Consider the following 22,295-nt stretch of genomic DNA (forward strand, 5'->3'; position numbering starts at 1 on the left):
TTTTTATGGGCGCAGCCGTCAGTACTCGGACAGGTCTGCCAGCGGGTGGCGACCTTCCCAGGCCTTCTCGAAGTGAGCCTGCACCACCGCCTCAGGGATGGTGTTGATATCCGGCCAATGCCAATGGGGCGTCTGGTCTTTGTCGATCAACCGCGCACGCACCCCTTCGCTGAATTCAGGATGACGGCAGCAATTGAGGCTCAGGGTGTATTCCATCTGGAACACCTGGGCCAGCGACAGGTGCCGTGCGCGCTGGATCTGTTCCCACACCAGGTGCGCGGTCAGTGGGCAGCCTTCGCTCAACGCCTTGCCGGCACGGCTGAACAGTGGATCGGCATGCTCACTCAGCAGGCTCAAGGCGCGCCAGGCACACCGCACGTCGCCTACATCCAGCCAATCGTCGATCTGTGCCCGGCGCCGCAGCCATTGCGCTTCGGGTTGCTGACCGACGGCTTCCTGGGCCAACGCCTTGAGCAGGCTGTTGAGCTGCATCGGGGTCTGTTCCTGCCAGTTCAGTTGCAGCAGGCCATCGAGCAGTTCGTCCTGCTGGTTGTCACGCAGGAAGCGGTCGGCCAGGCCCAGGTCCAACGCGTCACGCCCGTTAATATGCGCACCGGTCAGGCCGAGGAACAACCCGAGCTTGCCCGGCAGGCGCGACAGGAACCAACTGGCGCCGACGTCCGGGTACAGGCCGATGCTGATCTCCGGCATGGCCAACCGGCTGCTCGGCGTGACGATGCGGATCGCCGCACTTTGCAACAGGCCCATGCCGCCGCCCAGCACGTAGCCGTGGCCCCAGCAGATCACCGGTTTCGGGTAGGTGTGCAGGCGATAATCCAGGCGATACTCCGCCGCAAAAAACTGCGCCGCCAGCGCCGGCACAACGCCTGGCTGTTCGCGGCAAGCCTGCGCCAGGCTGCGCACTTCGCCACCGGCGCAAAACGCCTTGGGGCCGTTGCCGCGCAGCAGCACACAGACGATGTTCGGATCTTTGGCCCAGGTATCCAGGCGTTCGCTCAACGCGAGGATCATCGGCAGGGAAAGGGCATTGAGGGACTTTTCAGCGTCGAGGCTGGCGATGCCGATGCGGGCGCCGTCGCTGCCGGTCAGCTCTTCGAAGTGCAGGTTCATCGTGACCTCAATCGAGAAGGTGAAGGATGAGTATGATCGCTTCGCAGGAAAGTGCGGGTGGTGTGTCAGATCAATTGACAAGCGGGGTCGGCTTTCCTAGGGTTCGCCTCATTCTTTTTGACAAGACCCTTCAACCATGACCGAAGACGACCGTATCAAACTCGAACCCAGCTGGAAACACGCCCTGCGGGATCAGTTCGAGCTGCCGTACATGGCCCAGTTGCGCGCCTTCCTGCGCCAGGAACACGCCGCCGGTAAAGAGATCTACCCGCCCGGCCCACTGATTTTCAACGCGCTCAACTCCACACCGCTGGACAAGGTCAAGGTGGTGATCCTCGGCCAGGACCCGTACCACGGCCCCGGCCAGGCCCACGGCCTGTGCTTCTCGGTGCAACCGGGCATACCGACACCGCCGTCGCTGCTCAATATCTATAAAGAGCTCAAGCGCGACCTCAACATCGACATCCCCAACCACGGCTGCCTGCAAAGCTGGGCCGACCAGGGCGTACTGATGTTGAACACCACCATGACCGTCGAACGCGCCAATGCCAACGCCCATGCGGGCAAGGGCTGGCAGTTCTTTACTGATCGGATCATCGAAGTGGTCAGCGAGCATCAGCCGCACCTGGTGTTCCTGCTGTGGGGTGCCCATGCCCAGGGCAAGCAGAAGCTGATCGACGCCACCAAGCACTTGGTGCTGACGTCGGTGCACCCGTCGCCGTTGTCGGCGTATCGCGGGTTTTTGGGGTGCGGGCATTTCAGCCGGACCAACAAGTTTCTTGAGCAGAATGGCGAGACGCCGATCGAGTGGCGATTACCGCCGGTCTGATTGAAAAGGGCGGTGCAATGCCGCCTGTACCGCGTCTACTCGTTGTTTCGACATGGGCTTCACTTTTTTGCACGCTTCAGAACGCAGGGGTACCTGTTAGTTCTGACAGTATTCATGGTCAGTTCAAGCGCATTAACTACTCTTCTCGGCCGTGGGGGCTGGTGCATACCAGCTCTTGGTCGACGGCGGCTTACTGCTGATTACCAAGGAGATTAGATATGACTAGACCCACTGTAACGACTCCAATGCTCGCTCGAGCCAGGGCTCCTGGGGTTCTTGAAGCAGATGCCCCGGTGGCGCCGGATGCGTTGCCCCTGTGGGCTGACGATGTTGGTTTCAAGATCCCGGTGACCTTTCAAAGTACGGGTTTGCCAGTCCAGGTACCCACCCTGTGGGGCGGGGCTGGCGCTCTGTTCCCTGGCGACGTAACTGCCGTTGTCTGGTACTGGGATGGCGTACCGTTTGACACCAAGCGGGTGGAGGCACCTTACGATGCCACCGACTTGCCTCTCGTTGACGCGGTGGTACCGCCCCATCTGATGGATGCCGCTGGCTTGCATAACTTGCACTATGAAGTGTTGCTTAGGGAAAGCAGTGGGAACCCCGGCGAGCCGTCTTTTGTAACCCTGCTGGACAGCGACAAGGTCGGGCCCAATCAGGGGCAGCGCGGCCCACGCATGCGATTTCCACCTGAAATTGAACAAGACGGCGTCACTGATGATTACCTGAATGACCCCGCCAATAACGACCAGGTGGTGGGCACCGTCGTTTCCACTACTACGCCTGCCTGGCTGGACATGCGATTAGGCGATGTTGTTGAAGCCTACCTGGCTCCTTTGCCTTTGCGTCGGCCCTTGCGCAGGCATCCACGGCAACAGGATATTGTTGCCACAACCACCATCACCCAAGCACACAAAGATGGAGCGCCCGTTGAGGTGATTTTCCCCGGGGACGTCCTGCGTGGTCTGGCGTCCAATCGAGAGTACAACGCACACTACTGGCTGCGAGACCGGGCAGGTCGCGAATCGGGTCCGTCATTTACCAGTGTGTTGTATATCAATTTGGCAGTAACACCTATTGAGCTGCGCCCGGTCGATCTGCCTCAGTTGAACGACGGACGTATCACACTAAGCGATGCCCGCGAGCCCGGTGGTGTGTTCATGAATATTCTTGAAATATTCGGCTCTGCGCCGGGGGACATTCTGCGTCCTCTCTGGAACTTTATTCCTCTGCCTGAAATTGAGATTGCGGCTATTCAGGCTTGGCCCATCTGCGTGCCAATCCCGTATTCGGACCTCGCTACAGGTGGTTTTGAGGTGACACCGGGGACGATTCGGGCGGGTTATACATGGGAGCGAGGATTGGCGACGCCCAGGCCCTCCCAACCTCGGTTTGTCCCTGTCGACTTGACGGTTGCCGGCCAAGTCAGCCCAGACAATCCGGACCCGATCAACCGCTTGCTGGAGACAGTCACGGTCAAGGGGCGAGACGGCGACAACCTGCTGACCCTCAATGACGTGGGCCTCCCTGTTCGGGTCGTGACCTTGTTGTTCGACGAGCCTAATGCCAACGAAACCTTGGAGCTGATGGCAGGTAACCATCCGGTACCGTTGGCCACCTATACCGTGCAGCTCACCGACGTCGCCGGGCAGGAGATCGAGTTTTTTGTCGACTGGGCTGATTTGGCACCCATTGTTGGTAACGGCGGCATCTTCGCGTTCTTCTATTGGACCTTTAACGGCGTGAACCGCCAGCGTGCCGAGGACACCCCGGTGATTGTCAACATTGTGCCCATCGTCGGGTTGCAGGACCTGGAGTACGTTGGCGTCACCTATGGACCGGGGCCTGATGCAGGGTTTATCAGTTGCCCATTGAGGCCTTGGGTTAACGGTGTAGGCGTCTTCATTCCGGGGGACGCTAGCTTGCTGGAAGGCGGTGACGAAGTGGTTCTCGAGTGGGCCAGTTACGCAAACCCCAACGGTCATCCGAGTGGCGTCATGCCCGAAACGATTAACACATTTTCCCATACGTTGAGTCCCGCAGAGGCTCGGGATGGTTATGAGTTCAGGGTTGCCTTCGACCCCTACATCCTGCATCCAGGGTTGGTGAAACCACCTACCGGGCAAACAAATCCTCGACATGGTTCAGCCATAGCGCGGTACCGGGTGATGAAACCCGCAGGGGGCGGAATGGGGTGGTCTCCTCGCAGGTTGGTGGCCATTACGTTGATCCGTCCTGCTGGCCGGCCGCCTTGCCTTTCGGATGAATGAAGCCGCGCGCACGGGCGTTACACCCGTGCGCGATTCAAACGCTCGGCACCTGTCAAGTTTGACAGTTACGGGTGATCGAGAACTCACATTTAATGGACACGAGATCAGCAGGTTCGCAAGACCAGGTAGTTGTCGGTCGTAGTTCGTTCTTCCCGATAGACGGCCCGGGGTGACCGGGGTGAAAACTTGTTCCTACCAGGAGTGTGCACCATGTCCAACAAGCCCCAAAACATCATCAATAAAAAAACGTCCGCGCAACCGCAGTTTCCCATGGAAGATTGGGAAGACCCCGTCATTGATCCCACACTTGAGCCTGCCCCTTTGATCGACGGGTTGTTACCCGCTATTCCTGGGGACTCACATAGGAATATTGTGGACAGGGACATGCAACTGCAGGGCGTGGTGCTGTCCATCCGGCTGTGGGATCGGAGTGGCTTTCTCAATGACTTTGAAACATTCACCGTATTCGTCAACGACAGGCCTATCGAGATCAGGACCTATGACCACACCGACATTCTGACAGACCCTGTGATGGTGGATCTGGGGCCTAAATCCGCGTTGCAGACTCATGGCATCAAGGACATCCGGGTGCATGTAGTCAATTTTGGCGCCAATGACGTTAACTACAACATCATCCGGGTCTATGTGGATGGGCAGGACCCTAACTACAACAACCAACCTGGTTTGATCAGACTGGAAGATTACGGTTCGGAACTGACTCCTGCTGACCTGGAGGGAAAAGACGGTCTTGAATTCACTATTCCTGATCCTGCCGATCGTCGCGGGGGAGATACTTATAAGGTTTATGTCGGGACGAGCGAGCTTCCGGTGGCGGATAGCGTTCCGCTGACCGGAGACATTGAGGGGACCATTCCCACCGCGATGATCCTGGCAAGGTCAGGCGAAATCCCTGTGCGGTATAGCCTGGAGGATCGTTCTGGTAACAGCACCGTCCTCTCCCTTCCGGCGTATGTGCGGGTCAGTCTCAACGATCCACCGGAATTCGGTACTGTGTCGGTGTTGGAAGAGCCCGTGGTCGATAAAGAGGAAGCCCGCAACAGTGCGACGGTGCGCCTGGAAAACCTTACCGGCCATCTGCCCTCCGATATCTTGGTGGTTCGCTGGGGAACAGTTGAGATCTACCGGCAAGCCCTCGGCATGGGCGTCTTCCCGCTGGACATTCCCGCGCCGTTTGCGGCCATTGCGGCGGGCGGGGAATTTTACACTGCGGACATTAAACTCACTGTTGAACGCCAAGACGGTAGCACTTACCCAGGGCCAGACACGCAGGTAGACGTCGACCTGCGTGAGCCGGGCGTCACCAACCCGGGCGAAGGCCCGGTAGACCCCAACCTGGCCAAGCCTGATCTGATTGGCGGAGGGCCGCTGCCAAGGCCACTCAACCGTCTTTCGGAAAAGGACCGTGGATTTGATGCCACCGCAACCTTCTTGTTGCCACCCGGCCTGGAGGCAGTTGATTTCATTGACTTTGTCTATGCGGGCAATGTTGTCGCCACCTATCCTGTGACAGGGGCCGAAGCCCCAGGCTTTATCGTGACGGTTACCGTGGACTGGGATGATATCGGTGAGACGGGGAACGGTACTATTCCCCTTTTCTGCCTCATCCGTGATGCGGTCAATTACAAACATTCGCCACATCAAGACGTCATCGTAGAAGTCTTCAATCTAAGCGGCCTGGCCGATGCGACCTTTAATAACGCCCAGCCCGTTACCGGCCAGACGAACTTCAGCTACTACATCAACTGCACAAGAAGTCCTTGGCTAGGTGTGCCCATCAAGGTCCTGGATTCTGGATTGCTCCAGATCGACGATGAAGTGATGATTGAGGCGGTCAGGTATGCGTATGTCCCACCTACTGCACCGATCGGTGTACCTGTCGGTACGCCCATAGAGAGTGCGTGGTTCAAAATCAACAGTTCCAATGTCAATCTTGGTCTGGTTGTGCCAATGGATTTGAGAGCCTGGTTCGAAGACCACACGGGTACTTCAGGGCGAGGCTATGTTGGCGTGCGATGGAGAATTTATCGCCCCTCGACAGGCGATCGGGGCATCTCCGATGAGGTCAGGGCGGCCTGGGACCTCGTCGGTACTGGCGGTGGTGTGCCGGGTAGTTGCGTTCCGGGGGCGTCACGTCTTAGCGGTACGCTTTGAAGCAACGTTGAAGCCTCATCCTTTCTGATTGAAAGGGTGAGGCTTTTTCGTGTGATGACCTTTAGTCGCTATCCGCGTGACCTTAAGGAAAGTCCTACAGGGCTTGGGAGGTCAGGTCTTTAGTCTCTGCGCCGAAGAAAACGGAAACCTATTCGATACGGGGTCCGCATTCGAACTGGTATTTACTTCTGAGGCTACATGGCATGACTTCTATTACTTCCCATCGTTTTCGCTTGTCGCGTTTATCGTCAATCATCAAACTCATGGCGGTTACCCCGCTCTACTTACTGAGCGAGCAAGCACTCTCCGCGGTCGTCGTAGACGGTAACGTCGGTAGCGGCAAACATGACGTCTATCCCGGTACAGCCGCTACCGATTACATTGCCCAGAACGGTGCGACGCTCACTGTCCACGACGGCGCGACGGTCAAGGAAATCCGTGCTACGACCGGCTCCAATCTGACCATGACCGGTGCCACCGTGACCTCGGCACACGCCTCCCAGGCGGCGATTACCCTGGCCAACTCGAACGCAGTCATCACCGGCACAAAGATTACCAGCCATTTCAGCGGCGGCTTGAACGTGGCTCGCCAGACGGGCACGACGACTGGTTCCTACGCACAGGTCAATGGCAGCGAAGTCATCGGTGCGACCTGGGGAGCCAACGTCACCTCCCATAGCCTGCTGGAACTGAATAACTCTACGTTGAGAGGGCAAAGCCGGCAGGGCCTGGTGCTGCAGGGGGGGGCGGCGATTGCGACCGGCAGTGAAATTACAGGGGCTACCAGTGGCGTGGTAATGACGGGTGAAAGCCTGACCGTGCCTGCGACGCCTCAATTGACCCTGGACGGTTCGCGGGTGGTTGGGCTCAATGGTCCGGCAATCAGCGTAGAGCGACCGTTCACTGCTGAAATCGACGTGCGCAATGGCTCCACCCTGGTCGGCGGCAACGGCAACATGCTCGAGCTGACGGGTGGCGGCAACGCCAACATGCGTGTCAACAACAGTGCCTTGGCCGGCAACATCCAGGTGGGCACCGGCAGCGCCCTGGACCTGAGCCTCGACCACGCCATCATGAACGGCGATGTGATCAACAACGGCGGCAGCGCCAGCGTCGGCCTGAGCAACGGCTCGATCCTCACTGGCCGCCTGGAAAACGTCGACAAGCTGGCGATCAACAGCGACGCCACCTGGGTGATGGTCGACAACCAGCAAGTGGGCGACCTGGCCCTGAGCGGCGGCAACGTCAAGTTCGGCGACCCGGGCGTGTTCTATCAACTGGACGTGGAAAACCTGTCGGGCAACGGCACCTTCATCATGACGGCGGATTTCGCCACGTTGACCGGCGACTTCCTTAACGTCACCGGGACGTCGTCGGGTGATCACAAGCTGCTGATCGCCAGCAGCGGTGCCGACCCGTTGAGCGATGACCGCCTGCACGTGGTACACACCGCCGATGGCGGTGCCAAGTTCAGCCTGCTGGGTGACCGTGTGGACGTGGGCACTTACTCCTACAGCCTGGTCAACGACAACGAAGGCAAGGACTGGCTGCTGGACCCGGGCAGCAAGGTGATCAGCCCGAGCACCCACTCCGTACTGGCCCTGGCCAACGCGGCGCCGAGCGTTCTCTACGGTGAAATGACCAACCTGCGTACCCGCATGGGTGAGTTGCGTCACAGCGATGGTAAGTCGAGCGGCTTGTGGAGCCGTACGTACGGCAACAAGTTTGAAGTGAACAACCGCGATAAAGGTGTGCAGTACAACCAGATACAGCGTGGTTTTACCCTGGGTGCCGACGTACCGTTGTCCGGCGGCGACGGCCAATGGCTGGCAGGCTTCCTGGCCGGTCACAGCACCTCCGACCTGGACCTGAACCGTGGCAGCAAAGCCACCGTCAACAGTTACTACGCCGGTGGTTACGCCACGTGGCTGGACGCTGAGAGCGGCTTCTACTTCGACGGTGTGCTCAAGTTCAACCGCTTGCACAACGAGTCCAATGTGGCGATGAGCGACGGCAGGAAAGCCAAAGGCAACTACACGCAAAACGCAGTGACTGCTTCGGCAGAGGTGGGCCGCCACATCAAGCTGGACGACGGCTTCTTCGTGGAACCTTACGGCCAGTTGGCCACGGCAATCATCCAGCGCCAGAGCTACGAGTTGGATAATGGCCTGCAAGCCAAGGGCGCGCGTACCGCTTCGGTGGTGGGCAAGGCCGGTGTGACCGCTGGGCGTGATATCCAACTGGACGGTGGCAGTGTATTGCAGCCGTACTTGCGGACTGCCGTTGCCCATGAGTTCAACCAGAGCAACAAGGTGTCGGTGAACGGCAACAGCTTCAACAACGACCTGTCGGGTACCCGGGTTGAAATGGCAGCCGGACTGGCCATGGCCGTGTCGAAGAACTGGAAGGTCCACGCCGATGTAGAGCGCAGTATGGGCAAGAGTGTTGATCAGCCGTGGGGGGTGAATGTGGGGGTGCGGTATGACTTTTAAGCGCGCATGAATGAAAAATGCCCCGGGCTGGAAAGCGCGGGGCATTTTGTTTCTAGGTTATTAGAACTCAGGTGTTTACAACCGTTACTGTACTACCCAAGTAATTGGTCACATAAAGGGTGGAGCCGTCGCCGCTGATAGCAACTCCGTGGGGGCGATTGAACCCCGAGATAACATCGATCACCGTTTCCTGAATGGTGTCTATTACTTTTACCGCATTATTATTGTAGTCGGTAACGTAGGCGAGTGGTTGAGTAGGGTGCATGACGATGCCGTATGGACGGCTAAATGCGGGTAGGATACGGCGTATGATATTGGAGCCCGCATTAATTATATGAACGTTATCTCCGTTGGTATTAGCCACGTAGAGCGTCGGATTGGTGCTGGTGTTGTATGGGCTGTAAGCCATGTCTTGAGGAGTGGAGAATCCTGTAATCGCTGCCACACGGACATTGGATGGTGGGTCAATAACATTAACTGTGGTTTGACTGCCTGCATAAAGTCGGGTCTGGCTTGGGCTGAAAGCCAGCCCGGCAGCGTTGGTATACCCTGACAGCGTATATAGGCGTTTGCCATCGAGAGTGTCATGGGTGTACAAGGCGTGTGACGAATAACAGGCAACATATAGACGTGACCCATCTTTGTTTAACAGAATTGTATAGGGGGTGGCAAACCCTGTTATCTGATTGATGAAGCCATAGCTGGTTGTGTTGATGACTGTTACCCTTTGTGAGCCGATGTTGCTCACGTACAACCTTCCGCCATCTGGGCTTACAGCGATAGCATAGGGCGAGTTTAATCCAAGGATGGTATGAATTACTTTGTGGGTGGCTGTTGAAATTACCGAGACAGTGTGAGAGCTGTAGTTAGTCACGTAAACCCTGCTTCCATCTGGACTAATGACCAATCTAGCAGGGAGTGCACCTACATCAATGTGAGCAACAATCCCCGCCTGTCTTTTAATACTGTAGGGTGGTGCATTCAAACGCACGGTAGAGTTTTGACTATTGAGCCCATCCATTGAGACCTGTGTTTTGATGCGAAGGGGACTTCCATTTGGGCGTGACCTCAGGTAGTCGTTGGGGATCGAGGTGATGATTTTTCTGGAGCTGTACTCTGCAGGCGTTACTGGGACGCCGTTACGCACTACATAATCTAATGTTCCATCATCATGTTCAAAAGTTATCCAGACAGGCTGACCTAGCTGCATAAAGGGGTATTCGAGCACTTGTACCGTGTTGGCAGTATTGGCGTCGACTTGACCTCCTGAGGCTTGAGGAATGCTCACCACGTTCGTGACCAAGTCAGGAAGCGGGAAGACTCTTACATTCAGTGAGTTTGAAGGGGTGTCAGAACCGTTTCGTGTGACTACATAGTCAACGTTAAACGCCTCATTTATGTGAGCGGCAACGACAGTGTTTGAAACGTTGAAATCAACATAACCCTGGGCGGTGTTGCCGAGTTTTGGCGCAATAGTTGGGCTGCCTATACCCATCTTTCCCTTAATGAAAGGTTGGATAGTGTCAGCGTCCAGCATGTTGTACTTGACGCGAATCGTGGCTACCGGCGGACTGACTACATGGAGCGGATCGATTGTGGCACTTACGTCTGGTATGACAACGGTTGATTGCAAAATCTGCGGCGCGGGAAGATTCAGTCGCGTCCCAACGCGCATATCCACTGCGTGGGAAATACGCGTACGTTCATTTGGCTTGGTCCGTATGTAATAAATTCTGGCTGATTTGTCGAGGTTGGCTATCACGAAAGGACGTTCGATCTCGAAGTATAGGTCTCTCCCCACCCAGATGGGGGTAATGGGGAAAGGTTTAGTGGTACTGCCACCCGGTGCAGAACCTTCAAAGTGCAATGTAACGATACTGCCTAGAGTGAAAGCCGGGTTTTGCGGGACAAGGACGGTTGCACCAAAAAGACTCACGGATGGATTAAATACATAATCTGGTGGCGGGGCCTCGTCAATTTTAACAATAGGCAACGAAGCGACAAGTTCGCCTACATCAAAGTTGGCAACTTGAGACGGACGAGTTCCGGCCTCATTCGTGACTGTGTAAAGAACGTCCAGTGTGCCGCCTTCAAGACGGGAAATGTCGCCGTCGGGACCGTTTGCGAGGTTAAAGATAATGTTGCCTTTTCCGGCGGGTCGCGGCCCTACTTCTCGATAGTAACCGGCTCCATTGGCGTAGGTTCCGATTAAAATCACTGTCACTGCGTCGAACGCGTCTTGTCCGGTATAGTGATCGATCCAGATGGTAATCGATGCAGCGTCTACCGGTATATTGCCGTCCGGTGCCTGAAGAATTCTCGCAGGAGGAAGCTCGACCGGGATTGAGTCGCCAATGACTTCATATACATTGACCTTCGAACGACGATTAGGTGTGACGCCTGCGCGTATCCGTTCGAAGCGAATACGCAGGCTGCCGCCGACCAGCGTTTCTAAATACTTGAAAGGCAGAAAAATATGAAAATTAACAAAGACTGAATTGACGGTGCCGGTAAATACCTCTTCAACAGGGGTTCCTGCAGCGGTATGTCCCACTGCGAATACTTCTATTACATCAAATCTTTGGTAGCCGTTGCCAGGGACATTAATAACGATGGTCGCATCTTCACCGTCCAGTAGGCGAACATCTAACTTCCCCTCATCGTCAACTTCAGCGATGAAAGGTGCAGCTAGAAGAGGATTTGGATTGCCGACAAAAGACTCGACAATTGTCAGCGGAGAGGGGGCAACTGTTTTATTCCCAGCTTCGTCTATCACATAATATTGAATGATCACATCGCCGTAGCCGACTGTGTCCCATGTGGCGTTGTAGACGGTGATGGTGATTGGGTCCGTACCTGCCGCTTCGCCTTCTGTTACTACGTGCTTAATCACATGGCCGTTGAGTGTCAGCCAGATTGTATCTCGTGCGGCCCAATTATAAAGCGGATTCAAACCTGGTCTGTTTGGGTACTTGGGGATTTGTATCTTGACACCCATCTGAGCATCTTCTGGCTGCACGCCATTTTCGATGATGTGTATCTCCAATTGCGGTGCAGTTATATAGTCGTGATGAGTTGCATCGTCTGGGTTGGGCCCGGCAGGTACAACATCGTCAACAAAGAACCTGAATTTTTTCGTCTCCGCGTCGCCTCCGCCAGCGCGCGTGACCCTGAAAAAACAGGGAAAAACGGGACCGTATTCAAGCCATGCGCGTGACACATACAAGGAAATCGATAACCCCGCCGAAGCTTGGGCATCAGAAACTGTCGTAAAGGCAGCCCGCTCAGTAGCATTTCCGAAGAACAGCTCGACGAAATCATTTGCTACCATATCGATGTATGGCATCAGAATACACAAGAGACCTTTTTCAGGGTCGAGATTTTTCGCTGCTTTATTGATCGCTCCATCGTAACCAATATAGGGCTTCGTGAGGCTGGGTATATTTAACGATAAATCTGCGAACGCGACAGGGGGTACGTGCTCGGGTTGGCTGAGGTCGAATTCGTAGACCTCTTCATCCTGCGTTTTGGGAGTGCCGAAGTTGGCTGTTATTGGTGTACCGGCAACGGTTGTCATGATCGTGATCCCTGATTGATATAGAAAGCTGGCTCATCGCGCATGCGGGGAGTTCGGATTTCATTCAAAGCCAGGGGCAGTGCGGCGACAAGCTGTGAGAAATGACAGTGCCGACCAGCGGTAGCGGCCCAGGGCGGGCCACTTGAAACAGGTGGATTACGGTTGCCGGTTCCAATGCCTGAACAACGGCTCCGCCAGAAACAACACAAACAACAAGCGCATCACCTGCATCGCCGTCACCAACGGCACCGACAGTTGCAGGGTCTCGGCCGTGAGACTCATCTCGGCAATGCCACCGGGCATCATGCCCAGGGTCAGCGAGCGTAAATCCAACTGAGTCACTGCACTCAGACCCACCGCCGCCAACGTCGCCAGTGCCATGGTCAAGGCAGTGCCAATCAATGTGCGCCCCATGAACGACGGCGCCCGACGAAAGAACTGTCGGTTGAAGTGGCACCCCAGGCCACTGCCGATCAACCACTGACCAATCTGGCTGCCGCCATCGGGCAGGCCGATATGCAGGTCCCAGACCACGCTGGCCGTTGCACTCACCAGCAACGGCCCGAACAACCAAGGGTTTGGCTGACGCAAGCGCTGCCAACCCCAGGCGACCAAGGCGCCCAGCGGAAACAGCGCCAGCAGCCACGGCCAACTCACCGGCGCTGGATGAAACTGCGGTGTACCGCCTTCGAGCAAGTACTTGAAAATCGCCGGCACACACAGCACCACCACCAGCACCCGCAGGCTCTGGCCCGCCGCGACACGGCTCAACACGGCACCATTGCGTGCGCCGAGGTTGACCATCTCACCGGAACCGCCGGGCATGCTGGAGAAAAACGCCGTGGCGCGGTCTTCACCGCTGCGGCGCATCAGCCACACGCCGACCACGCTCGACAGGCTGGTGACCAGTGCGCCGAAGAAGATCAGGCCGAAGTGACTCATCACCTGTTCGATCACCACGGGGGTGAAGTGCAGGCCGATGCCGATGCCCACCACCCATTGGCCGCATTTGCGCCCGCCGGGGATCTCCGCCAGCTGCCACGGCGTGAGGCAGCGCACCAGGATGATCGCCAGCAGCGAACCGACCATGTACGGCAAAGGCCAGCCGACCAGGCTGGCCAGGAAACCGCCGGCCAGGCCGACCAGCGGTGTGCCCCACCAATGTTTAAAGGTGACCTCAGACATCGGCCACGGCACGACGCTGCAGGGCACGTTTACGGTAGATACGCAGCAGCGGCACAAACAGCATGATCGCGGTCAGTACCCACACGCCAAAGGTGATCGGGCTCGACCACAGGATCTCCAGCGCACCGTTGGAGATCGACAGCGCACGGCGCAGGTTCTGTTCCATCAGACCGCCAAGGATAAAGCCCAGCAGCACCGGCGACAGCGGGAAGTCGAGCTTGCGCAGGATGTAGCCGAAGATGCCGATACCCACCATCAGGAACAGGTCGAAGGTGGTGGCGTGCACCGCGTACACCCCGATGGCGGTGATGATCGCGATCACCGGCACCAGCGCCCAGTTCGGCACGGCGAGGATACGCGTGAAGATGCGGATCATCGGAATGTTGAGGATCACCAGCATGATGTTGGCGATGAACAACGAGGCGATCAGGCCCCAGACGATGTCCGGTTGCTGTTGGAACAGCAGCGGGCCCGGGGTGATGTTGTACAGCGACAGTGCGCCGATCATCACCGCCGTGGTGCCCGAGCCGGGAACGCCGAGGGTCAGCATTGGCACCAGGGCGCCGCAGGCGGACGCGCCAATCGCGGTTTCCGGAGCGGCGAGGCCGCGCATGTCGCCCTGGCCGAATTTACCGCTGGCACCGGCCAGGCGTTTCTCGGTCATGTAGGCAACCGCTGACGCCAACGTGGCTCCTGCACCGGGCAGCACGCCCATGATGAAACCGAGCAGGCCGCAACGGATATTCACCACGAACACCGCGCCGGCTTCCTTCAGGTTGAACATCATGCGCCCGGTGGCTTTGACCGCTTCCTGGCCACGGTGGGTTTTTTCCAGCAGCAACAAAATCTCGCTGATGGAGAACAGACCCAGCACCAGCACGACGAACTGGATGCCGTCGGTGAGGTGGATGTTGTCGCCGGTGAAGCGATACACACCGCTGTTGGCGTCAATGCCGACCGCCGAGAGGAACAGGCCGATCAGTGCCGCCACGAAGGTCTTCAGTGGCTTGTCACCGGCCATGCCGCCGAGGCAGACAATTGCGAACACCATCAGTACGAAATATTCGGCCGGGCCGAAGGCAATCGCCCATTTGGCCAGCAGCGGCGCAAACAGCACCATGCCGCAGGTGGCGATAAACGCGCCGATGAACGAACTCCACGCCGACAACGACAGCGCCACGCCTGCCAGACCTTTGCGGGCCATCGGGTAGCCGTCGAGGGTGGTCATCACGGTGGAGGCTTCGCCCGGGATGTTCAGCAGGATCGAGCTGATGCGCCCACCGTATTCGCAGCCCAGGTACACGGCTGCCAGCAGGATCAGCGCCGATTCCGGCGGCAGGCCCAGGGCAAAGGCGATGGGGATCAACAGCGCCACGCCGTTGATCGGGCCCAGGCCCGGCAACAGGCCGACCACGGTGCCGATCAGGGTGCCGCAGAGCGCGGTCACCAGGTTGTAAGGGGACAGTGCAACGCCGAAGCCCTGGCCCAAGTAGCCGAAAGTATCCATATCAGTTCTCCAGAACGTCGAGCAGGCCGAGGGGCAGCGGCACATCCATGGCTTTATCGAACAGCAGGTAAAGACCGATCGCCATCAGGCTGACGATCACCACGCTGGGCAACCAGCGGCCGCCATACAGGCGTGCCATCGGGATGCCGATCAGCATGCTGCTGAGGATGAAACCCAGGGGTTCGAAGGTGCCGGCGAACACGATCAACAGCGCGACGCACACGCCGATCTTGATCAGTGTTTCGCGGTCCAGCGCGGGTTCTTCTTCGGTGTGTTTGGTCGGTTGTGGACGAAACAGCATGTAGATCAGTGCCAGGCTCATCAGCCCGAGCATCAGCAGCGGGTAGGCGCGCGGCCCCACTGGCTCGTAGGAAAACGACGCCTGATACGGCCAGGCCATCAGTGCCAGGGCGGCGCAGGCCAGTAGCAGCGCGGCGGCGAAAATGCGTTGTAAGAGCATAAGAAACTCCAAGGCCCCTCTTGCGGGAGCGAGCTTGCTCGCGAAAAACGTCAACGATAACGCGTGCTGTCTGGATGCACGTGGATGTCCTTGGGTTCTTCGCGAGCAAGCTCGCTCCTACAGGGGCATTACACAGAAGAGGGGCGATTACTGGATCAGGCCGAACTCTTTGGCCAGCACTTTGTAGTCAGCCACCTGTTTCTTCACGTAGGTGTCCAGCTCCGGGCCGGTCATGGCGAACGGGAACAGCTCGCGCTGGTCACGCAGCTTGGCGAATTCCTCGGAGGCCAGCAGTTTGTCGAAGGCGTCTTTCCACCACGCGTAGTCGGCATCGCTGACTTTTGGCCCGAGGTAGAAGCCACGCACCACCGGCCAGACGATGTCGTAGCCTTGCTCTTTGGCGGTCGGAATATTCTTCATTTCCGGCTCGTCCAGACGCTGTTCGGAGAACACCGCCAGCAGGCGCATGTCGCCGCTCAGGATGTGCGGCATGGAGTCGGAGATGTCGGTACTGCCCACCTGGATATGGCCGCCGAGCAGGGCCGTGGCAATTTCACCGCCGCCTTCGAGGGCGACATAACGCAGTTCGCGCGGGTTGATCCCGGCGGCCTTGGCGATCAGCGCGGTTTGCATCCAGTCCTGGCTGCCGACGGTGCCGCCGGAACCGATCACCACGCTGCCCGGATCTTTCTTCAAGGCTTTGACCAGATCGTCGAGGGTCTTGTAGGGCGAATCGGCTTTCACCGCGATGGCACCGTAGCTGGTGCCGACCGCCGCCAACCAACGCACGGCGCTTTCATCGAAACGACCGAACTTGCCCTGGGCCAGGTTCAACAGCGAACCGCTGGACCAGGCCACCAGCGTGCCGGCATCCGCAGGACGCTGGGCGACCACAGCGTTGTAAGCCACCGCGCCCACGCCGCCGGGCATGTAGGTCACGCGCATCGGCTTGCTCAGCAGCTTCTCGTTGACCAGCGCGCTTTGCGCCAGTTTGCAGGTCAGGTCAAAACCACCGCCCGGCGAGGCCGGGGCGATGCACTCTGGGCGCTTGGGCTCGTCAGCGGCCAGCAGTTGGCCGGCGAACAGCATGCAGCCGGCGGCGAGGGCCAGTTTACGCAGTGAAAGGGTCATGGTTATCTCCGTCTTTGTTGTTATGAGGGGTTACTACCAGAGCGCAACGCTATAGCTGACCAGCAGACGCACTTCATCTGCGTCACGGGCCGAATAGTTGGAGCGGTACGTGGCGTTGCGCAGGCGCACGGCCACATCCTTGAACGTGCCGGCTTGCACAACGTACTTGATCTCGGTGTTGCGCTCCCACTCCTTGCCTGTCTCGCCGTTCTTGAGCTTGATGTTGTCACCCGACAGGTAACGGCTCATGAAACTCAGCCCTGGGATGCCCAGCTTGGCGAAGTCGTAGTCGTAGCGCGCCTGCCAGGAACGCTCTTCGGCGCCGGCAAAGTCGTTGATCTGCACGAAGTTGACCAAGTACGGGTCGCTGCCATCCACATAGGGGAAGGCGCTGTCGCCGGACATATGCTGGTAACCGGCGCTGAGCTTGTGACCGTTGAGGGCATAGCTGAACAGGCCGTTGAGGGAGGTGTTGTCGATCTTGCCGCCACGGGCGGCGCCGGTGTCATCGCTGATGGCCAGGCGCAGGTCGGTGCCGAACGTGCCGGGGCCCATCGGGCGCGAGGCGACCAGGCCGAGGAAGTGCTGGCGGTACACATCATCGAGTTGGGCGAAGTGGTAGCTGCCGGTGATCTTGTCGGCGAACTTGTAGTCGGCCCCGCCGAAATTGAAGTGCTTGCCGGTGGCGCCGCTGACGAAGCGGCTGTTCTTGTTGTTGAGGGCGATGTCTTCGTAATTGGTGTCGTCGCGGTCCTTGGCTTTGTCCAGGCGCCCGCCGGTGAACACCAGGTTCTTGAATTCCTTGGAGGTGATCAGGCCACCGTTGAAGGTCTGCGGCAGGATGCGCCCGTCATTGGGCTTGAGGATCGGCAGCTCGGGGATCAACGAGCCGATTTTCAACTCGGTGGCCGAGATCTTCACTTTGCCGGTCAGGCCCAGCTTGGAGTATTCATTGGCGGCGCGGCCATCGTCATGGGTGGGCAGCAGGCCGGTGCCGGTGCGGTCGGGGCTGGAGTCGAGCTTGACCCCGAGCATGCCCAGCGCATCCACGCCGAAGCCGACGGTGCCGTCGGTGTAGCCCGATTGCAGGTTGAGCATGAAGCCCTGGGCCCATTCGTCGCGCTTGGATTGCTGGGCGCTGGTGCCGTCGCGGAAGTCGCGGTTGAAGTACATGTTGCGGGTTTCCAGGGTCGCGCTACTGTCTTCGAAGAAGGCAGCCTGGCTAAGCGGCGAAAAGCCGGCAAGGGTAGCAGCACTGGCGAGGGCGGTCTGGGTCAGGCGAGAAAAACGAACAGGCGAGGGGGCCTGGGGCTGTGTCGACAGCATCGTTGTGTACTCCGTTATTGTTCTTATTTTGGCGAAAACGCTTCGAGGCGTTTTTCGGGCGCTGCGGTTAAGGCAGCTCGGCGGGCATAGACCACCGTGGCTGGATGCTAAAGGGCGAAGCTTTCACTAACCTTTCAGTCGGCTTTCAATGTTTTCGGGCTTCACAGGCCGGTCGGCGCCTGTAAACTGCCCGCCAAAGCGTGGCGCCGACCACCCCTGAATGAGGTAGCAATCCATGCGTGTCCTGCTGGTTGAAGACCATCTGCAACTCGCCGAAAGTGTCGCGCAAGCGCTCAAGAGCACGGGTTTGACCGTTGACGTGCTGCACGACGGCGTGGCGGCGGACCTGGCCCTGAGCAGCGAGGAGTACGCGGCGGCGATCCTCGATGTGGGGCTGCCGCGCATGGACGGTTTCGAGGTGCTTGCACGCCTGCGTGCCCGTGGGAAAAATCTGCCGGTGCTGATGCTCACGGCACGCAGCGATGTGAAAGACCGCGTGCACGGCCTCAACCTGGGGGCGGACGACTACCTCGCCAAACCGTTCGAACTGACGGAGTTGGAGGCGCGGGTCAAGGCGCTGCTGCGCCGCAGCGTGTTGGGTGGTGAGCGTCAGCAGGCCTGCGGCGTGCTGGTGTACGACCTCGATACGCGGCGTTTCACGGTCGGGGGAGAGTTGATGACGCTCACCTCCCGCGAGCAAGCCGTGCTTGAGGCGCTGATTGCCCGTCCGGGCCGGGTGATGAGCAAGGAGCAACTGGCTTCCCAGGTGTTCGGCCTGGACGAAGAGGCCAGCCCCGACGCCATCGAAATCTACGTGCACCGCCTGCGCAAGAAACTCGACGGCCAGCCTATCGCCATCGTCACCTTCCGCGGCCTCGGCTATTTGCTGGAAGCCCGCGATGCATAAGCCCAGCAGCCTACGCTGGCGCCTGTTGTGGAACCTGGCGCTGTTGCTGGTGCTGTTGATGCTGGCCAGTGGCATGAGCGCCTACTGGAACGGCCGCGAGGCCGCCGATACCGCCTACGACCGCACGCTGCTGGCCTCGGCGCGTACCATCGCCGCCGGCTTGACCCAGGTGGATGGCACCCTGAGCGCCAATGTGCCGTATGTGGCGCTGGACACCTTTGCCTACGACAGTGCGGGGCGGATTTACTACCAGGTCAATGACATCGACCAGAAACTGATCTCCGGCTACGAGCACCTTCCCGGCCCACCGCCGGGTACGCCGCGTACCGATGATTATCCGGCGCTGGCACGCTTCTATGACGCGGTGTACCAAGGACAGCCGGTGCGGGTGGTCAGCTTGCTCAAGGCCGTTTCCGAACCGAACATGAACGGCATGGCCGAAATCCGCGTCGCCGAAACCGATGAAGCACGCGTGAGCATGGCCCGCAGCCTGATGGCCGACACCCTGCTGCGCCTGGGCATGCTCGCCGTGGGCGCGTTGTTGCTGGTGTGGTTTGCCGTGAGTGCGGCGTTGCGCCCACTGGAGCGTTTGCGTACGGCAGTGGAAGAGCGCCAGCCTGACGACCTGCGGCCATTGCCCCTGGTGGAAGTGCAGCATGAGTTTGGCCCATTGGTGCGTTCCCTCAACCACTTTACCGAACGCCTGCGCGGCCAGTTCGAGCGCCAGGCGCAGTTTATTGCCGATGCGGCCCATGAGTTGCGTACGCCACTGGCCGCGCTCAAGGCCCGGCTGGAGCTGGGCTTGCGCGCCGAGGACCCCGCCACCTGGCGCAGTACCCTCGAAACCGCCGCCCAGGGCACTGACCGCCTGACCCACCTGGCCAATCAACTGCTGTCCCTGGCGCGCATCGAAAATGGTGCTCGCGCCATTGCCGAAGGCGGAGCGCAGTTGCTCGACCTCAGCCAGTTGGCCCGTGAGCTGGGCATGGCCATGGCGCCGCTGGCCCACGCACGCGGCGTGGCATTGGCGCTGGAAGCCGATGAGCCGGTGTGGCTGCGCGGGGAGCCAACCCTGTTGAATGAGTTGCTGAGCAACCTGGTGGACAACGCCCTGGCGCACACGCCACCGGGTGGCAATGTGATCCTTCGGGTCACGGCACCGGCCGTGCTGGAAGTGGAAGATGATGGGCCGGGAATCCCGCTGTATGAGCGGGACCGGGTGTTCGAGCGTTTCTACCGGCTCAGCCAGCAGGGTATGGGCTCGGGCCTGGGGCTGGCGATCGTCGGCGAAATCTGCCGGGCGCACCTGGCGCAGATCAGCCTGCACGATGGCGAGCAGGCCGGGCTGAAAGTGCGGGTGAGTTTTATCGCGGGTTGATCAATAGAACATCGAGCGGGCTTCATCCAGCTCGGCGCGCAAGGCGTCGCTGTAAGGGTCGACCCGCAGTTTCCTGATGGCCGGCAAGCTGGAGACGGGAACGCTGGCCAAGGGATGATCGGTACCTCGATGGCAATACAGCACGGCGACCTGCACCAGGTCGATGTAGTCGAGACTGGGCGAGTCGCGTTCCAGGTCCAGGTATTGGCCTGGCAGTTTCGCCAGCATTTCCGGAAAGTCCCAGCCGCCTAGCAGTTTGTCGCCCAGCAGTGGGTGGATGCTCTCGATGACGTGGTTGAGGCTGACCGGGTCGGCGAGCAGCTCGTAGTGGTCTTCGGCGTAGGTCAGGATTGGCAGCACACCGATCTGGTGCACCAGGCCGCCGAGGGCCGCCTGGTCCGGCTTGAGTTGGGTGTGGCTGCGGCACAGGGCATAACTCACACCCGCGACCTCCAGGCTGCGGCGCCACACATCACGCATCTTTTGTTCGACCACGTCGGAACGCGCGTGGAAGATCTGCTCCATGACCAGGCCGATCGCCAGGTTGCTGCTGTAGTTGGTGCCCAACCGGGTGATGGCGGTGTGCAGGTCGGTGACTTCCTGGGTCGCACGCAACAACGGGCTGTTGACCACTTTGATCAGGCGCGCCGACAGTGCGGTGTCGCGACCGATCACTTTGCTCAAGTGGCTGATGCTGATTTCCGGGTCTTCTGCGGCCTGACGAATATTCAGGGCCACTTCCGGCAATGTCGGCAGAACCAGGTCATCGTTATCGATGGCCCTCACCAAAGCCTGTTGGACTTTTTCCGCCAGCTTGTTCATTCATGCTCTCTAGGGTGTTGCAAGAAGGTACGGCGATTAACGCTGGATCTCTCGATCGCGGTCGAGGGTGTAAGGCAGGTCGAGCAGTCGCAAGCCTGGACCTTCCAGTGTGCCCAGGTGCACATCGCCACTCTCGGCAGCTTCGGCTTGCAACACGGCCAGAAGTTCAACGCTCTGGTCAGCTTTTGCGGCGATGACCACTTCGCCGATCGAGCTGTTATGGCTGGGAGAAAACAGCGGAGTTCCTGGCTCGGGCATTTCCGGCGCATTGAGGCTCAAACGGTACAGGCGACGTTTGAGTTTGCCCAGGTACTGCATGCGCGCGACGATTTCCTGGCCGGTGTAACAGCCTTTCTTGAAGCTGACGCCGCCCACGGCCTGCAGGTTGAGCATTTGCGGGATGAACAGCTCGCGGGTCTGGGGCATGACCTGGCCGATGCCAGCGCGGATCTGGCCCAGCAGCCATTCATTCAGGTGGGCTTGTTCAAGGGTTGCGGTCAATTGATCACGTATGGCGTCGGCTTGCTCGGCCGTCACCCAGAGTTCGGCACGGCCAGGGGAAACGCGAACGGCGATCAAGGTGTCGGTGCGGGCAACGCTGTCGGTCTCTGTCGGTAGCTCAAGGCCAAGGCTGGTCAGGGCTTGGTCCGCGTTCACCAGGCCGAAGCGGACCCAGGCGGCACTTTCGTCGGTGAGTTTGGATTTGGAGAACACGGCGTATTTTTTCAGGTCGGCCAGTTGCGGCTCCAGCAGCTCGCTGGCCATGGCCATTAACACGCCATCACCTTGCAACAGGATGCGGAAACTCGACTGCATGCGCCCTTTTTGCGTGCAGCGCGCGCCCAGGCTGGCCTGGGTGTCGCTCAGGTAATTGAGGTTGCAGGTCAGTTGGCCCTGAAGGAATTTGGCAGCGTCGGCGCCGCGGACGGCGAGAACGCCTTCGTGGGACAGGGGGCAGAAGAAAGCAGAGTCAGCCATGGGTCATCGCAGGTCAAAAAGTCATGGGTGCATCATAGAGGGGCGCCCGGCAAATGGATAGTTTCCGTATGGGGCGACCAAAGCCGACTGTTCCGGTGCCGTCGGGTCTGTATACTTGCCGCCTATTTGA

General features: G+C 59.0%; 15 protein-coding genes. 6 read left to right on the top strand and 9 right to left on the bottom strand.

Annotation, left to right across the window (positions count from 1 at the left end; translation table 11 throughout):
* Positions 1 to 18 precede the first annotated feature (18 nt).
* Positions 19 to 1,131 carry an enoyl-CoA hydratase/isomerase family protein gene (locus BLR69_RS28860; RefSeq protein ID WP_071496814.1) on the bottom strand — a complete coding sequence of 371 codons (1,113 nt, stop codon included), beginning with the start codon at positions 1,129 to 1,131 and terminating at the stop codon, positions 19 to 21.
* A gap of 136 nt (positions 1,132 to 1,267) precedes the next feature.
* Between BLR69_RS28860 and ung the strand changes: the two genes are divergently transcribed.
* The 4 genes from ung (at position 1,268) to BLR69_RS28880 (ending at position 8,894) form a co-directional block, all read left to right on the top strand.
* A complete protein-coding gene (gene ung, locus BLR69_RS28865) occupies positions 1,268 to 1,960 on the top strand; it encodes a uracil-DNA glycosylase (protein ID WP_071496813.1) in 693 nt (230 codons plus the stop codon).
* Positions 1,961 to 2,178: 218 nt separating this feature from the next.
* The gene (locus tag BLR69_RS28870) at positions 2,179 to 4,230 is read left to right on the top strand and encodes a hypothetical protein (protein WP_071496812.1); all 2,052 of its coding nucleotides are present in this window, start codon (positions 2,179 to 2,181) and stop codon (positions 4,228 to 4,230) included.
* 210 nt (positions 4,231 to 4,440) lie between these two features.
* Positions 4,441 to 6,402 (top strand): hypothetical protein, encoded by a 1,962-nt coding sequence (locus tag BLR69_RS28875; RefSeq protein ID WP_071496811.1) that lies wholly within the window; start codon positions 4,441 to 4,443, stop codon positions 6,400 to 6,402.
* 203 nt (positions 6,403 to 6,605) lie between these two features.
* A complete protein-coding gene (locus BLR69_RS28880) occupies positions 6,606 to 8,894 on the top strand; it encodes an autotransporter outer membrane beta-barrel domain-containing protein (RefSeq protein WP_071496810.1) in 2,289 nt (762 codons plus the stop codon).
* Positions 8,895 to 8,961: 67 nt separating this feature from the next.
* On the opposite strand, the gene BLR69_RS28885 is transcribed toward BLR69_RS28880, so the two are convergent.
* The 6 genes from BLR69_RS28885 to BLR69_RS28910 form a co-directional block, all read right to left on the bottom strand.
* Positions 8,962 to 12,471, bottom strand: coding sequence for a YncE family protein (locus BLR69_RS28885; RefSeq protein WP_071496809.1), 3,510 nt, complete (start codon positions 12,469 to 12,471; stop codon positions 8,962 to 8,964).
* 156 nt (positions 12,472 to 12,627) lie between these two features.
* Positions 12,628 to 13,656, bottom strand: coding sequence for an AbrB family transcriptional regulator (locus tag BLR69_RS28890; RefSeq protein WP_071496808.1), 1,029 nt, complete (start codon positions 13,654 to 13,656; stop codon positions 12,628 to 12,630).
* Complete coding sequence (locus tag BLR69_RS28895; protein WP_025855390.1) at positions 13,649 to 15,163, bottom strand: tripartite tricarboxylate transporter permease; 1,515 nt, start codon at positions 15,161 to 15,163, stop codon at positions 13,649 to 13,651. The genes BLR69_RS28890 and BLR69_RS28895 overlap by 8 nt, the downstream gene beginning before the upstream one ends.
* Position 15,164: 1 nt before the next feature.
* A complete protein-coding gene (locus tag BLR69_RS28900) occupies positions 15,165 to 15,623 on the bottom strand; it encodes a tripartite tricarboxylate transporter TctB family protein (RefSeq protein WP_071496807.1) in 459 nt (152 codons plus the stop codon).
* Positions 15,624 to 15,770: 147 nt separating this feature from the next.
* Positions 15,771 to 16,760, bottom strand: coding sequence for a Bug family tripartite tricarboxylate transporter substrate binding protein (locus BLR69_RS28905; RefSeq protein ID WP_166794326.1), 990 nt, complete (start codon positions 16,758 to 16,760; stop codon positions 15,771 to 15,773).
* A 27-nt stretch (positions 16,761 to 16,787) separates the two neighbouring features.
* Entirely contained in the window at positions 16,788 to 18,080 is a 1,293-nt protein-coding gene (locus BLR69_RS28910; protein ID WP_071496805.1) for an OprD family porin, read from the bottom strand.
* Positions 18,081 to 18,315: 235 nt separating this feature from the next.
* Here BLR69_RS28910 and BLR69_RS28915 point away from each other — a divergent pair, with 235 nt between their 5' ends.
* Together BLR69_RS28915 and BLR69_RS28920 are read left to right on the top strand one after the other, a co-directional pair.
* The gene (locus BLR69_RS28915) at positions 18,316 to 18,987 is read left to right on the top strand and encodes a response regulator (RefSeq protein WP_010212220.1); all 672 of its coding nucleotides are present in this window, start codon (positions 18,316 to 18,318) and stop codon (positions 18,985 to 18,987) included.
* A complete protein-coding gene (locus BLR69_RS28920) occupies positions 18,980 to 20,365 on the top strand; it encodes a sensor histidine kinase (protein WP_071496804.1) in 1,386 nt (461 codons plus the stop codon). Before BLR69_RS28915 ends, BLR69_RS28920 begins: the two co-directional genes overlap by 8 nt.
* Here the strand turns inward: BLR69_RS28920 and BLR69_RS28925 are convergent, their stop codons facing one another.
* Positions 20,366 to 21,187: an HDOD domain-containing protein gene (locus tag BLR69_RS28925; protein ID WP_071496803.1), complete on the bottom strand. Its 822-nt coding sequence runs from the start codon at positions 21,185 to 21,187 to the stop codon at positions 20,366 to 20,368.
* 36 nt (positions 21,188 to 21,223) lie between these two features.
* Positions 21,224 to 22,165 carry a CAF17-like 4Fe-4S cluster assembly/insertion protein YgfZ gene (gene ygfZ / locus BLR69_RS28930; RefSeq protein WP_071496802.1) on the bottom strand — a complete coding sequence of 314 codons (942 nt, stop codon included), beginning with the start codon at positions 22,163 to 22,165 and terminating at the stop codon, positions 21,224 to 21,226.
* Between the last annotated feature and the right edge of the window lie 130 nt (positions 22,166 to 22,295).

This window comes from Pseudomonas azotoformans, assembly GCF_900103345.1.
In the GTDB taxonomy this organism is placed as follows: Bacteria; Pseudomonadota; Gammaproteobacteria; order Pseudomonadales; family Pseudomonadaceae; genus Aquipseudomonas; species Aquipseudomonas azotoformans.

Coding starts and splice junctions, on each gene's coding strand:
- BLR69_RS28920 (WP_071496804.1), top strand. CDS start 18,980: ATGCATAAGCCCAGCAGCCTACGCTGGCGCCTGTTGTGGAACCTGGCG.
- ygfZ (WP_071496802.1), bottom strand. CDS start 22,165: ATGGCTGACTCTGCTTTCTTCTGCCCCCTGTCCCACGAAGGCGTTCTC.
- BLR69_RS28875 (WP_071496811.1), top strand. CDS start 4,441: ATGTCCAACAAGCCCCAAAACATCATCAATAAAAAAACGTCCGCGCAA.
- BLR69_RS28915 (WP_010212220.1), top strand. CDS start 18,316: ATGCGTGTCCTGCTGGTTGAAGACCATCTGCAACTCGCCGAAAGTGTC.
- ung (WP_071496813.1), top strand. CDS start 1,268: ATGACCGAAGACGACCGTATCAAACTCGAACCCAGCTGGAAACACGCC.
- BLR69_RS28900 (WP_071496807.1), bottom strand. CDS start 15,623: ATGCTCTTACAACGCATTTTCGCCGCCGCGCTGCTACTGGCCTGCGCC.
- BLR69_RS28925 (WP_071496803.1), bottom strand. CDS start 21,187: ATGAACAAGCTGGCGGAAAAAGTCCAACAGGCTTTGGTGAGGGCCATC.
- BLR69_RS28870 (WP_071496812.1), top strand. CDS start 2,179: ATGACTAGACCCACTGTAACGACTCCAATGCTCGCTCGAGCCAGGGCT.
- BLR69_RS28890 (WP_071496808.1), bottom strand. CDS start 13,656: ATGTCTGAGGTCACCTTTAAACATTGGTGGGGCACACCGCTGGTCGGC.
- BLR69_RS28910 (WP_071496805.1), bottom strand. CDS start 18,080: ATGCTGTCGACACAGCCCCAGGCCCCCTCGCCTGTTCGTTTTTCTCGC.
- BLR69_RS28885 (WP_071496809.1), bottom strand. CDS start 12,471: ATGACAACCGTTGCCGGTACACCAATAACAGCCAACTTCGGCACTCCC.
- BLR69_RS28880 (WP_071496810.1), top strand. CDS start 6,606: ATGACTTCTATTACTTCCCATCGTTTTCGCTTGTCGCGTTTATCGTCA.
- BLR69_RS28860 (WP_071496814.1), bottom strand. CDS start 1,131: ATGAACCTGCACTTCGAAGAGCTGACCGGCAGCGACGGCGCCCGCATC.
- BLR69_RS28895 (WP_025855390.1), bottom strand. CDS start 15,163: ATGGATACTTTCGGCTACTTGGGCCAGGGCTTCGGCGTTGCACTGTCC.